The following is a 15237-nucleotide window of genomic DNA, read 5'->3' on the forward strand; positions in this document are numbered from 1 at the left end:
TGACAAGGCAGGCGCTGGCCGGTCTGCGGCCGGCGCTTCAACGGCCTCTTCTTGACGCAATGAATTGCTGTAGAATGGGGCGAGGCCATCAGTTCAAGGTTTCCGCATGTATCGAGCGCTGACCCGCGACATCGAAGTCACCGTAGAGCCCTACTACCTGGCCGACCAGTCGGACCCGGAGGACAATCGCTATGTCTGGGGGTATCGTGTCGTCATCGCCAATCACTCCGGGACCGCCGTCCGGCTGGTGACGCGCTACTGGCACGTCACCGACGAGAACGGGCAGGTCGATGAGGTGACAGGCCCCGGCGTCATCGGCGAGCAGCCGGTGCTGCGGCCCGGCGACACCTATGAATATTCTTCCGGCTGTCCGCTCGACACCCCTTCCGGCATCATGTTCGGCCGCTATCGCATGGAGACGGAGGAGGGCGAGGCCTTCGACGTCGCCATCCCCGCCTTCTCCCTCGATACGCCCGGACAGGTGCGGGTGCTGAACTGACGGCCGGCTGAAGCGGTTCGGGTTTTCACAGGTTCGGCAGAACCGCTCCATCTCTTTGTATGGGCCGCATTTCCGGACGCAAAACCGTTTCACACGTTTGCTGGAAATGCTCCCGGCCCTCGCCCCTTACGCGGGCAGGACTTCCGCCGCCTCGAAGCGATAGGTCGTCGAGCAGAATTCGCAGGTCACGGCGATCTCGTTTTCCGCATCCGCACTCTCTTCGATCTCCTCGCGGGAGAGGCCGGAAAGCACGCTCTTCAGCTTCTCGCGCGAACAGGAGCAGCAGTCGAAGACCTTCTGCGGCGGATAGACCCGCACGCCGCGCTCGTGGAACAGCCGGAACAGCAGCCGCTCGATGCCGACGTTGGGATCCGTCAGTTCGTCGGTATCGATCGTTTCGACCATCGCCCGGGCTTCGGCCCAGTTGTCATCCTCGCCAAGGCTGTGCGCCATCGTCTCGCCGTCGCCGCCGGGAAGATCGGGCTGCCGCATACGTTCCGGGGCGGGCGGCAGGAACTGCGCCACCATGCCGCCGGCCCGCCAGCGATGACGCGCCCGGCCGTCCTCGTCGCGGTCGAACAGTTCCGCCACGCCAAGGCGCACCCGGGTCGGAATCTGCTCCGACTGGCGGAAATAGACGCCGGCGATTTCCTCCAGCGTGTGACCATCGAGCGGCACGATGCCCTGATAGCGCTGGGTGTGCGGACCCTGATCGATGGTGAAGGCGAGGACGCCCTTGCCGAGCAGTTCATGCGGCTCGGTGCGTCCTGCCGCCACCGCGCTGTCGAGAGCGGCCTGGTCGAAGCGGGCATAGGCGCGCACGTTCTCCGGCGCGGAGAAATCGGCCACCAGCAGATCGACCGGGCCATCGCCCTTCGTCTGCACGATCAGCTTGCCCTCGAATTTCAGCGACGTGCCGAGCAGCACCGTCAGGGTGATCGCCTCGGCCAGCAGGCGGGCGACCGGCGGCGGGTAATCGTGCCGCCCGAGGATACCGTCGAGCATGGGGCCAAGCTGCACGGCGCGACCCCGCACGTCGAGGCCCTCCACCTGGAACGGCAGGACGTGGTCGTCGCCGGAAAATCCGGGCTCACCGAGCTTGGGGGCGGTCTGTGCTATCGTCATGATGTTCCCTGCACGCCGCAATGCCGCCGAATCCGATCGGCCGGGCACCCGCGGGCGTTCCAACGTGATTGATGCGCTCCGGGCCGATCATTCCATGGCGACCGGTCGCGCGCCAGAGGCGGCGCCGGAAGGCGCCTTGCGATGATGCCTAGATCGGAACGGCGGCCGGTCTTTTCAAGAGAGCCTCAGACGAGGCCGAAGCACCAGGCGATGATCGACTTCTGCGCGTGCAGGCGATTTTCCGCCTCGTCGAAGACCACGGACTGCGGACCGTCGATGACCTCGTCCGTCACCTCCTCACCGCGATGAGCCGGCAGGCAATGCATGAAAAGCGCGTTCTCATTGGCGCGGGCCATCAGCTCGCCGTTGACCTGATAGGGCTGGAAGATGTTGTGGCCGCGCGCCCGGTGTTCCTGGTTCATGGAGACCCAGGTATCGGTAACGACAAGGTCGGCGCCCTCGACGGTTGCCTCGGGATCATGGCCGAGCACGATGTCGCCGCCGTTGTCGCGCGCCCAGTTGAGGATCCGGTCGTCCGGTTCCGAGCCGAGCGGCACCGCCATCTTCATCCGGTAGCCGAAGCGCGCCGAGCCCTCGACGAAGGAGTGAAGCACGTTGTTGCCGTCGCCGCTCCAGGCGAACGTACGCCCCCGGGTCGAACCGCGATGCTCCTCGAAGGTCATGATATCCGCCATGATCTGGCAGGGATGGGTGAGATCGGTGAGCGCATTGATGACCGGGACGGTCGCATGTTCGGCCAGCTCCAGCAGGCGGGAATGATCGGTCGTGCGGATCATGATGGCGTCGACATAGCGCGAAAGCACCCTGGCCGTATCACCGATGGTCTCCGCGCGGCCGAGCTGCATCTCCGTGCCGGACAGGAAAAGCGTCTCGCCGCCGAGCTGGCGCATGCCGACGTCGAAGGAGACGCGCGTGCGGGTGGAGGGTTTTTCGAAGATCATCGCCAGCATCTTGCCGGAAAGCGGCCTGCCTTCCGTGCCTGACTTGCGGGCCGCCTTGCGGGCGTGGGCGTCGTCCATGATGTTGCGGAGATCGTCGGCCGTCACGGCGGAAAGATCAAGAAAATGCTTGGCCATGCTATGTCCTGTCCATCTCGGAAGCATTTCCGGCGACAACGAGATCGCCCGCAACGCTCCGTTCGTTTGTTTTCACGCGGCCTTGCCGGCGGCCGTCAAGGCCGCGGCCGCCCGTTCGAGGCGGGACAACCCTTCGCGCGCCTCCCCGGCCGTCGTCGTCAGCGGCGGCAACAGACGCAGCACATTGTCGCCGGCCGAGACCGCAAGCAGCTTTTCGGCGCGCACGGCCTTCAGCAGATCCGCGACCGGCACCTTCGACTTGACGCCGAGCATCAGTCCTTCCCCGCGAATATCCTCGATGACATCCGGGAAACTGTCCTTGAGAGCGGCGAGCCCCTGGCGGAAGACCAGCGCCACGTCGCGCACATGATCGAGGAAACCGTCCTCCAGAACGACATCGAGAACCGCGTTACCGACCGCCATCGCGAGCGGATTGCCGCCATAGGTGGTGCCATGCGTGCCCGCCACCATGCCCGATGCGGCCTCGGCGGTCGCCAGGCAGGCGCCGAGCGGGAAGCCGCCGCCGATGCCCTTGGCCACCGCCATGATATCCGGCGTGATCCCCGCCCATTCATGGGCGAAAAGGCGGCCGGTGCGGCCAACGCCGGTCTGCACCTCGTCGAGGATGAGGAGCAGACCGTATTCGTCGCAGAGGCGACGCAGTTCCTGCAAGAATTCCTTCGACACGGGGCGGATGCCGCTTTCGCCCTGCACCGGCTCGATGAGGATTCCGGCGGTCTCGTCGGTGATCGCATCCTTCACGGCGGCGATATCGCCGAAGGGGATCTGATAGAAACCCGCCGCCTTGGGGCCGAAGCCCTCGAGATATTTCTCCTGGCCGCCGGCGGCGAGCGTCGCCAGCGTGCGGCCGTGGAAAGCGCCTTCGAACGTGATGATATGGAACTTGCCGGCGTGACCCTTGGAATAATGATAGCGACGCGCCGTCTTGATCGCGCATTCGAGCGCTTCTGCGCCGGAATTGGCAAAGAACACCTTATCCGCGAAAGTGGCTTCCACCAACCGCCTTCCGAGCGTTTCCTGCCCGGGAATGTCGTAGAGGTTGGACAGATGCCAGAGCTTGTCGGCCTGCTCCTTGAGCGCGGCCACCAGATGAGGATGCGCATGGCCGAGCGAATTGACGGCGATGCCGGCGGCGAAATCGAGGTATCGCTCGCCACTCTCGTCGATCAGCCAGACGCCCTCCCCGCGCGTGAACCGCAAGGGAGCACGCAAATAGGTATCATAGAGCGGCGCGGCGTCGACCATGGCGCGGGTCCTTCGAAAAATGAAGACTGGATTTTCCATCGGGTGGCTTGACTTTTCCAGGAGCGGAAAAATCAAAAGCCGCCTTGCGGCGGCATGCCTCACTATCTTCATTTCGCATCGCCCTGTCAACAAAATCGGAAGACGAAAGGCATGAAACTGCGGCGGATCACGGCCTCGCGCGCTTTTGTGCAAGTGTCGCAAGCGGGGCACACCCGGGCAGCAAGTTGGGGAAAACTCGAAAATCGATTCGGCTCGATTCCGGCGACTCTTGTCACGGAGTCCCCCGGACTCTAGGTTAGCCTCAATTACTAGACTGCAAGCGGCGGAACTAGTCACCAACAGTACCAAGGCGTTCGGGCTCCGGATTCCCTCCGGAGCGACGATGAGGGATTCCCCCATTGCGACGCCGCATGGAGACAAAGGCATGAGCTGGACAGACGAGCGCGTCGAAAGACTTACGAAACTCTGGAGCGAAGGGCTGAGCGCAAGTCAGATCGCGGCGCAACTGGGCGGCGTCAGCCGCAACGCCGTTATCGGCAAGGTGCATCGTCTCAACCTCCCGGGCCGCGTCAAGGCCGGTGGCAGCCAGGTCTCCAGCCGGCCGAAGCGCACCCCGCCTGCGCCCGCAAGGCCGGCGGGCTTTTCCGCCCGCCCCGCTTCCCCGCGTCCCGCCGCCCGTCCGGCGGCCGCAAGGGAGGAGAGCGAGACGAGCCTGACGATCGCAAGCGAGCAGCTGCCGGTCGCCGCCAATGCCAACGCCGTCGTCGTGCCGATGTCGCGAAAGCTGGAGCTGACACAGCTTACCGAACGCACCTGCAAATGGCCGATCGGCGATCCGCTGAACGAGGATTTCCATTTCTGCGGCAATGAATCGCCGGACAATTCGCCCTATTGCACCTACCATCAGCGGCTGGCCTACCAGCCTTCGGGCGAACGCCGGCGCGCGCGCTGAGCCATCCGCAGCCTTGAAGCGACGACGGGCCTTTCGAGGCCCGTTTTCGTTTGCGGATGACCTCTCGCCACGGGCAGACAGCCAAAGGTACGACCGTCAGCCCTCACGGGGCAGAAACGCAAACAGGCCCCGAAAGGCCTGTTTTTCCTTTTTCGGAAGGGAAAGCTTTCCGTCAGCTTTCGAGCGAGTAGCCCGCGCCCCGAACCGTGCGGATGACATCCTGCGTACCGGAGAAATTGAGCGCCTTGCGCAGGCGGCCGACATGCACGTCGACAGTGCGCTCGTCGACATAGATATCATGCCCCCAGACGCCATCGAGCAGTTGCGCGCGGGAAAACACGCGCCCCGGCGCCGCCATCAGGAATTCAAGCAGGCGGAACTCGGTCGGACCGAGCCGGACCTCGCGGCTCTTGCGATGGACCCGATGAGTCTCGCGGTCGAGTTCGATGTCGCCGCAACGCAGCACCGTCGACACGACCTCGGGCCGGGCGCGCCGCAGCATCGCCCGCACGCGCGCCACAAGTTCAGGCGTCGAGAAAGGCTTGACGACATAATCGTCCGCCCCGGTGCTCAGGCCGCGCACGCGCTCGCTTTCCTCACCGCGCGCCGTTAGCATGATGATCGGCAGGCGCTCAGTTTCCGGCTTCTGGCGCAGCCGCCGACACAGTTCGATCCCGGAAACGCCGGGCAGCATCCAGTCGAGGATGAGCAGGTCCGGCACCCGTTCCCGCAGCCGGATTTCGGCCTCGTCACCACTGGCGATCGTGTCGACATCGAAGCCCTCGGCTTCGAGATTGTAGCGCAGCAGGACGCTCAGCGCCTCTTCATCTTCGACGACAGCAATTCTCGGAACCATCTTGCTGGCACTCCTCACGCCGTTGAATCGGCCACGCCGGCGACCAGCGACGTCGTGTTGTCGTCCTTGGGTCGATCGCCCTCGGGCTGCGAGCCGGTCGTCATGTAATAGATCGTCTCGGCGATATTCGTGGCATGGTCGCCGATACGCTCGATGTTCTTGGCGCAGAACAGCAGATGCGTGCAGGGGGTGATGTTGCGCGGATCCTCCATCATATACGTGAGGAGTTCGCGGAACAGCGAGGTGTAGATCGCGTCGATCTCGTCGTCGCGCTCGCGGATCGCCTTCGCCTTCTCGGCCGAGCGGGTGGCGTAGACGTCGAGCACTTCCTTGAGCTGCATCAGCGCGAGTTCGGCAAGATGTTCCAGACCACGGGCGAGCGCGCGGGGAATGCCGGCGCTCTGCACGGCGAACACGCGCTTTGCGGTGTTCTTGCCGAGGTCGCCGACGCGCTCCAGTTCGGCGGCGATACGGATCGCGCCCATGATTTCCCGCAGGTCCGCGGCCACCGGCTGACGCCGGGCGATGGTGACGATCGCCTTCTCGTTGATCTGCCGCTCGGCTTCGTCGAGGATGACGTCTTCGGAGATGACTTTCTGGGCGAGCGCCGCATCCGTGGAGACAAGCGCACGCACGGAATCGGCCACCATCTGTTCGGCGGTGCCGCCCATCTCGGAGATGCGGCGGGTGAGATATTTCAGTTCCTCGTCATAGGCGGAGGCGATGTGGGGGGAATTCATGGCGTTTTCCTTCTGCGCTCGGCATTGGCAAGGTCCGGCGTCGGCATCAGCCGAAGCGGCCCATGATATAATCCTGCGTGCGCTGGTCATCCGGATTGGTGAACATCTTGTCGGTGTCGTTCTCCTCGACGAGATTGCCGAGATGGAACATGGCGGTGCGTTGCGACACGCGGGCAGCCTGCTGCATCGAGTGCGTGACGATGACGATGGTGAAATTCGCCCGCAGTTCGTGGATCAGTTCCTCGATCTTGGCGGTGGCGATGGGGTCGAGCGCCGAGCAGGGTTCGTCCATCAGGATGACCTCGGGGCTGACCGCGACCGCGCGGGCGATGCAAAGGCGCTGCTGCTGGCCGCCGGAAAGGCCGGTGCCGGATTCATGCAGGCGATCCTTCACCTCGTTCCACAGGCCGGCCCGCTGGAGACTGGTTTCGACGACGGCGTCCATATCCGCCTTGGTGCGGGCAAGGCCGTGGATGCGCGGGCCGTAGGACACGTTCTCGTAGATCGATTTCGGAAACGGGTTCGGCTTCTGGAAGACCATGCCGACGCGGGCGCGCAGTTCCACCACATCGATCGACGGATCGTAGATATCGTCGCCGTCGAGCACGATGCGGCCGGTGACGCGGCATCCCTCGATGGTGTCGTTCATGCGGTTCAGCGTCCGCAGGAAGGTCGACTTGCCGCAGCCCGACGGGCCGATCAGTGCGGTTACGGTGTTCTCCCGCACCTTGAGGCCGACATCGTAGAGAGCGCGTTTGTCGCCGTAATAGACGGAGACCGCCTCGCCGATCATCTTGTAGGAAATCTCGTTCATTTTCTTTTCCAGCACTTTCTCGGCTGCCGTTTCGGACATGATGTTCATCGGTCTGGTTCCTTTACCAACGCCGCTCGAAGCGGCGGCGCAAGAGGATTGCGCCAACATTCATGAGGATGAGGAAGATCAGGAGCACGATGATGGCGCCCGAAGTACGCTCGACGAAGGCGCGCTCGGCCTCGTTCGCCCACATGTAGATCTGCACCGGCAGCGCCGTTGCGGGATCGAGCGGGGTGCCGGGCACATCGGCGACGAAAGCCACCATGCCGATCAGCAGCAACGGCGCGGTTTCGCCGAGCGCATGGGCAAGCCCGATGATCGTGCCGGTCAGGATCCCGGGCATGGCAAGCGGCAGGACATGGTGGAAAACCGTCTGCATCTTCGAGGCCCCGAGACCGAGCGCGGCCGAACGGATCGACGGCGGCACCGCCTTCAGCGCGGCGCGGGTGGCGATGATGATGGTCGGCAGCGTCATCAGCGTCAGCACCAGGCCGCCGACGATCGCCGCCGAACGCGGCAGGCCGGCGAAATTGATGAAGACGGCAAGCCCGAGAAGACCGTAGACGATGGAGGGAACCGCCGCGAGATTGTTGATATTCACCTCGATCAGGTCGGTAAGGCGGTTCTTCGGCGCGAACTCCTCAAGATAGATCGAGGCGGCCACACCGATCGGCAGGGAAAGCACCAGCACGATCAGCATCATATAGAGCGAACCGATCAGCGCCACGCCGACACCGGCGGCCTCCGGACGGCTGGAGGCGCCGTTGGTGAAGAGGCCGGTGTTGAAATGCTTGGCGAGCACGCCGCTCTCGGCGAGCTGGTTCATCCAGCCGACCTGCCGGTCCGAAACCTTGCGGTTCTTCTCGTCGACACTGAGGTCGATCTGTCCCTTGAAGGCCGAGTCGAGATTGCCATGCGCGAGGAACGTCACGTCCCGCGTCGTTCCGATGACCGAAGGATCGGCCACGACGATGTCGCGCAGCTGCGCGCGCACGCTGTCGGAAATCATGCCGGAGATCTCACGCAGCGTCGCGCGATCGCCTTCCGTCACACCGAGTTGCCGGGCCAGCGCATCGCGGGCGATGATCGGATAGTTGGCCGTCATCAGCTTCTGCGGATTGGCCGCCCGCTCGTTGTTACGGTCGAGGACCTGTTCGGAGAACTCCACCGGGATGGTGATCATCGACTGCTGGAAGGCTGTGTACCCCTTGGACACCACCGAAAACAGCAGCAGGAACAGGAACAGGAGGCCAAAGCCGATGGCGGCCATGCCGTAGAGCCGGAAGCGGCGTTCGGCGGCGTAGCGGCGGCCGAGGCCGATATCGCGTCGCGCCGGCGCTGCGGAAATCCCGATGGCCGTCATCGGCGGGGTGGTGGAAGTCTCGCTCATTCGTACTGCTCCCGGTACTTGCGCACGATATAGAGCGCGTAGATATTGAGACAAAGCGTGATCACGAAAAGCGTGATGCCGAGGGCGAAGGCCACCAGCGTCTGCGGCGAGGTGAATTCCAGGTCGCCGGTCAGCTGGTTGACGATCTTCACCGTGACGGTGGTCATCGGCTCGAAGGGGTTGAGCTGCATGCGCGCGGCGACGCCGGCGGCGAGCACCACGATCATGGTTTCGCCGATGGCGCGCGAGGCCGTCATCAGGAGCGCGCCGACAATACCGGGAAGTGCGGCGGGCAGCACGACCTTCTTGATCGTTTCGGAGCGTGTCGCGCCGAGCCCCAGGGAACCATCACGCAACGCCCGCGGCACCGCGGTGATGATATCGTCCGACAGCGACGAGACGTAGGGGATCAGCATGATGCCCATGACGAAGCCGGCGGTCAGCACGCTCTGCGCCTGAATGAAGCTTGCATAGTTGCCCGTGGCGAGCCCGCTTATCTGGGCGGAGATATCGCGCAGGAAGGGTCCCACCGTGGCCATGGCGAAGAAGCCGTAGACGATGGTGGGAATGCCCGCCAGAACCTCCAGCAGCGGCTTGACGACCGAGCGGAAGCCGCGCGAGGCGTATTCCGACATATAGACCGCCGCAAACAGCCCGACGGGAACCGCCACCAGCATGGCGACGAAGCCGATGTAGAGCGTGCCGGCGAGCAGCGGGACAAGGCCGAACTGGCCGGAAGACCCGGTTGCGCCGGCGGCGGCGAAACGGGGATCCCAGACCGTGCCGAAGAAGAATTCCCATGCCGGCACGGAATTGAAGAAGTGCGCCGCTTCGGTGAGCATCGAGGCGACGATACCGACCGTCGTCAGGATGGCGATCGACGAAGCCGCCACGAGCCCCCCCAGCATCACGCCCTCGACGCGGTTGCGGGCGCGCAGCCGCGGCGCGATGAGCCTGAACGAAAGGAAAGCACCGGCGGCAGCGGCGGCGATCACGAGGACAGCGCGCCAGAGGCTGCTTGCCACGGTCGCCCGGTCGAGGTCCTGGGCGGACTGCACCATATAGGGCTCCGGCTCGGAGGCCAGGGGAACGCCTTTCGCGGCCAGCAGCGTGCGGGCCGAAGCACCGTCCTCGGCAAGCGCCCGACGCTCCTCCTGCGTCATGCGCGGCAGGCCGCGGGCGATGGCGGAGATCATGTTGTAACTGAGGTTCTGCGTCGCCTCGGGCTGCATCTTCACCGATTCCGGGAATCCTGCCCGGATCGTCGACTGGATATAGATCGGGCTTGCGATGCTCCAGGCAAGCAGCAGCAGGAGAGCGGGGATCATGGCGCATATGGCCACGAAGGAGCCGTAGTAGCCCGGCCGCGAGTGCAGGTTCGACAGTTTGCCGCCGGCAAGCCCGCGCGCGCGCCAGCTGCCGGCCAGATAACCCGCAACACCTATCGCCGCGACGATTAACAGAAGTAGGGACATGCTCATGAAGGAGGTCTCCCGGGTCGATCATCCCGCCCGATCGTTCGATATGCCCGCCCTGGCCTGACGGGCATGCATATCAAGGGGAACGGCCGGCGCTTTCGCGCCGGCCGCAGCCATTACATGGTCTTGCCACCTTCGAAGGAAGCGCGGATCTCTTCGCGCTCGGCATCCGGAGCGGCGACGAGGCCGTATTCGGCGAGCGGGGAGTCGGGGCCGATCATGTCGTCGCTCGTGAAGAACTCGACATATTCCTTGAGGCCCGGGATCACGCCGAGATGCGCCTTCTTGACGTAGAAGAACAGCGGGCGGGAAACCGGATATTCGCCGGAGGCGATGGTCTCGGTCGACGGCGTGACGCCGCTGACGGTGGCGACCTTCAGCTTGTCGGCATTGTTCTCGTAGAAGGACAGGCCGAACACGCCGATACCGGACTTGTTGGCGTCGATGCGCGCCAGCGTCTCGGTGTAGTCGCCGTCGATGTCGATGGCCAGGCCATCCTTGCGGACGGCGACGCACTTGGCGAACTGTTCCTTTTCATCGGAAACGGCAGCCTTGATGGCTTCGAGCGCACCGGCGGCTTCACAGCCCTCGGCAAGGATCTTCTCTTCGAAAACTTCGCGCGTGCCGTGCTTTTCGCCGGGGATATAGGCGGCAATCTCGGCATCGGGAAGCGACGGATTGACTTCCGACCACTTCTTGTGCGGGTTGGCGACGAGCTTGCCGTCGACAACGATCTCGGCGGCGAGCGCCTGGTAGAGATCCTTCGGCTCCAGCTTCAGGTCGGCATTGCCGGCGTCGGTGGCGAAGACGATGCCGTCATAGCCGATCTTGACTTCCTGGATCTCGGTAACGCCGGCCGCCTTGCAGGCGTCGATTTCGCTCGACTTGATGGCGCGCGAAGCATTGGCGATGTCGATGGTATCAGGGCCGACGCCCTTGCAGAATTCCTTCAGACCACCCGAGGAGCCACCGGATTCGACGATCGGCGTCTTGAAGTCCGGATAGGTCTCGCCGAACGTCTCGGCGACGATCTTCGCGTAGGGGAGAACGGTCGAGGAACCGGCAATCTGGATCTGGTCGCGCGCCATGGCCGCGCCACCAAAGGCGACGGAGGCAACGAGCGCGGCGGCGGTGAGCTTAAGAGTTGTCATCGGGGTCTCCCAAAGAGGACATGGATGAGCGCCGTCTTGAAGCGCTCTCTTACCGTTAACCGGCGGCTTTTCTCTAGACCCCGATCACCCTTGCTTTTATGTCATTTCGACGAAACATTTATGACAGCTCAAGTCATTGAAATATTTCAACTAAGCCCAAGAATCGGCAGTCAATTCGAGATATTCATGTCAGAATTTGACGGTGAAGACGACGCCCTTGCCCAATTCCGAGCGCACGGCCAGGCGGGCGCGGTGGCGCGTAAGGATATGCTTGACGATAGACAGGCCGAGCCCCGTTCCTTTCCGCCAGCGGTTCGTCTCGATATTGACCCGATAAAAACGCTCGGTGATCCGGGGCACGTGTTCGGGCGCAATGCCGGGGCCGTAGTCGGTGATGCTGACCTCGACCGGCTCCCCGTCTCCGCCCGTCAGCCGGATATCGACGCGCTTGCCGTCCTGCCCGTATTTGCAGCCGTTCTCCACGAGGTTCTGGAAGACCTCGACCAGTTCGTCGCGGTCCCCCTTCACCGTGACCGGATGGCCGGGCACCGTCAACCGGACCTCGACCCCGAGTTCCTCGGCAAGCGGCATGAGGGTATCGCGGACATGGGAAAGGATCGGCGCGAGTTCGACGGTCTGTTCCGGCGGAAGGTTGGACTTGATCTCCAGCCGGGAAAGCGAAAGCAGGTCGTCCACCAGCCGGCTCATGCGGGTCGCCTGTTCATGCATGATCGCCAGAAACCGCTCGTGCGCCGCGGCATCGCCCTTCGCCGGCCCCTGCAAGGTCTCGATGAAGCCGCGCAGCGACGCAAGCGGCGTACGAAGCTCATGGCTGGCGTTCGCCACGAAGTCCGAACGCATGCGCTGGATGCGCTGGGCCTGCGATTCGTCGCGAAAGGTCAGCAGCCACAGCGGCTCGGTCGCCGGATCGGCCCAGCGATGGGCGAGCGGCGCGATGCGTACGACATAGACGGTTTCCGAAGGCAGCCGCTCGGCATGTTCGATCACGCGCGGCACACCGGAGGCGATCGCCTCGCGGATCATATCGAGGATGGCCGGCGCGCGAATGCGCCCGGCAAGGTCGCTGTTGCGCGCAATGGCCCCGAAGAGCGTTTCGGCCGCCCTGTTGTGCAGCGCGACGGCCTCCCGCCGGTTGATCAGCAGCGCCGGCATGTCAAGCGCATCGAGGACGGCGGCATAGGGGGCGAGCGGATCGGGCGCCGGGGCGGACGGCGCCTCGTCGCGCACCGGAGCGGCGGAAAAGGCGGTTCTCCCGAGGCTGGGCCGCCCCATGCGTCGATCCGTGCGGAACAGGCCTGCGGCGACCAGAAGCAGCATCGCGAATGCCACCCAGCCGATATGGACGCCCGCCGCCCACATGACGAAGCCGACGAAGGCGGCCGAAGCCACCAGCACCCGCTCGCCCCAGAGCTGCCCCACGATCCAGCCGATCGGCCCACGCCCTTCCGCCACCGCCGCCATGCTCCTCATAACCATGTCCGCCTCCGACGAGTCTCCCGATTCTCCATAGATAGCGCGACTTCATGACATGTTTTTCACGACCCGCTTGAATTCGCAATGCGGTTGTGTCCACCTGCGACTGTCGGCAAGGCACAGCGCAACCTGCAAGGAGGTGGATAGATGGGCGAAAAGGCAGCAAGAGCTGGCGTGGAACTGGAGATCCGCGGCAAGAAGCGGCTCTTCGATATCGACGACCCGGCACTTCCCGACTGGGTGGCGGAAAAGGCCCTCGGCTCCGACGACTACCCCTACGACAAGAAACTCTCCAACAAGGAATACGAGCAGACGCTGAAACTGCTCCAGATCGAACTGGTGAAAGTACAGTTCTGGCTGCATGCTACGGGAAAGCGCGTCATGGCGGTCTTCGAGGGGCGCGATGCGGCCGGCAAAGGCGGCGCGATCCATGCCACCTCGGCCTATATGAATCCCCGCTCCGCCCGCATCGTGGCGCTGACCAAACCCACCGAGACCGAGCGCGGCCAATGGTACTTCCAGCGTTATGTCGCCACGTTTCCCACCGCCGGGGAATTCGTGCTCTTCGACCGCTCCTGGTACAATCGCGCCGGCGTGGAGCCGGTCATGGGTTTCTGCACGCCGGAACAATATGAGAAGTTCCTGAAGGAAGTGCCGCGCTTCGAGAAGCTGATTGCTGCCGAAGGCATTCATTTCTTCAAGTTCTGGGTCAATATCGGCCGCGAAATGCAGCTCAAGCGCTTCCACGACCGGCGGCACGATCCGTTGAAGGTCTGGAAGCTCTCACCGATGGACGTCGCATCGCTCAACAAGTGGGACGATTATACCGAAAAGCGTGACCGCATGCTGCGGGAGACCCATACGCAGCATGCCCCCTGGACCGTGGTTCGCGGCAACGACAAGCGTCGCGCCCGTCTCAACATCATTCGCCATATGCTGAAGACCCTCGACTATGACGGCAAGGACGAAAAGGCGATCGGCAAGGTCGACGAGACGATTCTCGGCAGCGGCCCCGACTTCCTGACGTAGCCGTCACCCGCCGGGAAGGATGCGCACCGCGTAGAGGTCGACGCTCGCGCCGTCCCCGGCGATGTCGCTGTTGAGCAGCAACTGCCCCGGCTCGCTCGGCGAAAGCGAGCCTTCGAACTCGACCTTGAACAGCACGTCCGACCGGCCGGTGACCGTGAAGCGATGGCGACCGCAGCCGCCCATCGTGGAAAAGGCGCATTCCACCGAGACTTCCACCGGCTTTTCGCCCGGCGAGCGGAGCGACAGCGCCACTGTCGAGGCCTTGCCGGCCATTTCGCGCAGGATTTCCGGCGAAACGGAGATGCGGATGGCGCCATCGCGCCCGGGCACCTCGGAGGTCAGCCGCGCGGCGGGACGGTCGTTGGCGCTGGCAGGCTCCACGCGTGCGCGCGGACCGGCGGCGAGCGCGGCGATATCACCGGCGGCGAAAACCGGTCGCCAGTCGGAGGAAAAGCGGTTCTGCGTGTCGAGCGAGCGGGGGCCGTCGCCGTTGCCGGCATAGGGTTGGCCATCGACCGTCGCGCCCGACCCCGCTCCGCCGCCCCGCGTTTCCAGGAGACCGCTCGATTGCACCCACCAGGCGGCGGTGCCGAAGCCCGCGATCAGCGTGGCGACGACCAGCAGGAAGGAAAAAACGCGGCTTCGGCGCTTGCGCGCCTTGACGACCCGCTCGGGCCGGATATCCGCTGGCCCGGCTCCTGTGGTTCCGGTCCCGGTGGCTGCGGCCCCGGTGACTGCGGCCCCTGTGACTGCAGCATGACCGGCGGGCGGACCGCCGGCAGCAAAGCCATCCGCCCGCTCCGGCCGCAGATCCGGGAATGCGCCACCGGCCGCAGGACGAGACGGTGCGGCCATGGCGGCGGCCCGCTCCTCCGCCTCGATCCGGTGAATGGCCGCTTCAAGGCGATGACGCTGGGCCGCGACGGTCTCGGGATCGTTGATCTGCTGCTTGCGCAGGCCTGCTTCCAGCGCATTTCGGGCCGACTGATAGATGCGGGCGCGGACTTCCGGGCTGGCGCGCTCCGAGCGTTCCAACGCATTCCTGATTGCCGTTTCCAGTCCGCTCACATCCGACCCTTCCGAAGGAGCCGCCATAAGGCGGCCACGCAATCCATGTGGAAAGAGCTTTACTTTCCGGCTTTTGTTAGAAATTTCGTAACGTTTACGAGGAATTTGCGCAAGCCTTTCGGCAATTCCGGACGACACCCGGATGGGGAGAGGCCTTCACCATCCTTCCCGGCCGGCTCTCGCAAGCGCCGCCGTTACGCTTCGCTGAAGGATCGCCCGACGCCGCGTCACCCGCCATTCTTTCCACAGGCAGAGACGGAGCGACGCCCGTCCGCTCT

Annotated in this window: 14 protein-coding genes; 3 read left to right on the forward strand and 11 right to left on the reverse strand. The window is 64.3% G+C overall.

What is annotated here, in order from left to right; all coding sequences use genetic code 11:
* Window positions 1-106: 106 nt before the first annotated feature.
* Window positions 107-499: a Co2+/Mg2+ efflux facilitator ApaG/CorD gene (apaG, locus tag KYK29_RS15380; protein WP_254691790.1), complete on the forward strand. Its 393-nt coding sequence runs from the start codon at window positions 107-109 to the stop codon at window positions 497-499.
* Between the two features lie 126 nt (window positions 500-625).
* Here the strand turns inward: apaG and KYK29_RS15385 are convergent, their stop codons facing one another.
* The 3 genes from KYK29_RS15385 to KYK29_RS15395 form a co-directional block, all read right to left on the reverse strand.
* Complete coding sequence (locus tag KYK29_RS15385) at window positions 626-1624, reverse strand: Hsp33 family molecular chaperone (RefSeq protein WP_302795572.1); 999 nt, start codon at window positions 1622-1624, stop codon at window positions 626-628.
* A gap of 185 nt (window positions 1625-1809) precedes the next feature.
* The gene (gene argF, locus KYK29_RS15390) at window positions 1810-2721 is read right to left on the reverse strand and encodes an ornithine carbamoyltransferase (protein ID WP_254691791.1); all 912 of its coding nucleotides are present in this window, start codon (window positions 2719-2721) and stop codon (window positions 1810-1812) included.
* 72 nt (window positions 2722-2793) lie between these two features.
* Window positions 2794-3987, reverse strand: a complete 1194-nt coding sequence (locus KYK29_RS15395; RefSeq protein ID WP_254691792.1) for an aspartate aminotransferase family protein — start codon at window positions 3985-3987, stop codon at window positions 2794-2796.
* Between the two features lie 424 nt (window positions 3988-4411).
* Between KYK29_RS15395 and KYK29_RS15400 the strand changes: the two genes are divergently transcribed.
* Window positions 4412-4939 carry a GcrA family cell cycle regulator gene (locus tag KYK29_RS15400; RefSeq protein WP_254691793.1) on the forward strand — a complete coding sequence of 176 codons (528 nt, stop codon included), beginning with the start codon at window positions 4412-4414 and terminating at the stop codon, window positions 4937-4939.
* 172 nt (window positions 4940-5111) lie between these two features.
* On the opposite strand, the gene phoB is transcribed toward KYK29_RS15400, so the two are convergent.
* The 7 genes from phoB to KYK29_RS15435 form a co-directional block, all read right to left on the reverse strand.
* Complete coding sequence (gene phoB, locus KYK29_RS15405) at window positions 5112-5795, reverse strand: phosphate regulon transcriptional regulator PhoB (RefSeq protein WP_254691794.1); 684 nt, start codon at window positions 5793-5795, stop codon at window positions 5112-5114.
* Window positions 5796-5809: 14 nt separating this feature from the next.
* Complete coding sequence (gene phoU / locus KYK29_RS15410; protein ID WP_254691795.1) at window positions 5810-6535, reverse strand: phosphate signaling complex protein PhoU; 726 nt, start codon at window positions 6533-6535, stop codon at window positions 5810-5812.
* A gap of 46 nt (window positions 6536-6581) precedes the next feature.
* Window positions 6582-7397 (reverse strand): phosphate ABC transporter ATP-binding protein PstB, encoded by an 816-nt coding sequence (gene pstB, locus KYK29_RS15415; protein ID WP_254691796.1) that lies wholly within the window; start codon window positions 7395-7397, stop codon window positions 6582-6584.
* A gap of 13 nt (window positions 7398-7410) precedes the next feature.
* Window positions 7411-8712 carry a phosphate ABC transporter permease PstA gene (gene pstA, locus KYK29_RS15420; RefSeq protein WP_437437264.1) on the reverse strand — a complete coding sequence of 434 codons (1302 nt, stop codon included), beginning with the start codon at window positions 8710-8712 and terminating at the stop codon, window positions 7411-7413.
* 23 nt (window positions 8713-8735) lie between these two features.
* On the reverse strand, window positions 8736-10220 hold the full coding sequence (gene pstC, locus KYK29_RS15425) for a phosphate ABC transporter permease subunit PstC (protein ID WP_254691798.1): 1485 nt from the start codon (window positions 10218-10220) through the stop codon (window positions 8736-8738).
* Between the two features lie 113 nt (window positions 10221-10333).
* Entirely contained in the window at window positions 10334-11368 is a 1035-nt protein-coding gene (locus KYK29_RS15430; protein WP_254691799.1) for a PstS family phosphate ABC transporter substrate-binding protein, read from the reverse strand.
* 189 nt (window positions 11369-11557) lie between these two features.
* A complete protein-coding gene (locus KYK29_RS15435) occupies window positions 11558-12859 on the reverse strand; it encodes an ATP-binding protein (protein WP_437437265.1) in 1302 nt (433 codons plus the stop codon).
* A 150-nt stretch (window positions 12860-13009) separates the two neighbouring features.
* Between KYK29_RS15435 and ppk2 the strand changes: the two genes are divergently transcribed.
* A complete protein-coding gene (ppk2, locus tag KYK29_RS15440; RefSeq protein WP_254691801.1) occupies window positions 13010-13891 on the forward strand; it encodes a polyphosphate kinase 2 in 882 nt (293 codons plus the stop codon).
* Window positions 13892-13894: 3 nt separating this feature from the next.
* Here the strand turns inward: ppk2 and KYK29_RS15445 are convergent, their stop codons facing one another.
* Entirely contained in the window at window positions 13895-14959 is a 1065-nt protein-coding gene (locus KYK29_RS15445; protein WP_254691802.1) for a biotin transporter BioY, read from the reverse strand.
* Window positions 14960-15237: the final 278 nt, after the last annotated feature.

Source organism: Shinella daejeonensis (assembly GCF_024281235.1).
GTDB classification, from domain to species: domain Bacteria; phylum Pseudomonadota; class Alphaproteobacteria; order Rhizobiales; family Rhizobiaceae; genus Shinella; species Shinella daejeonensis.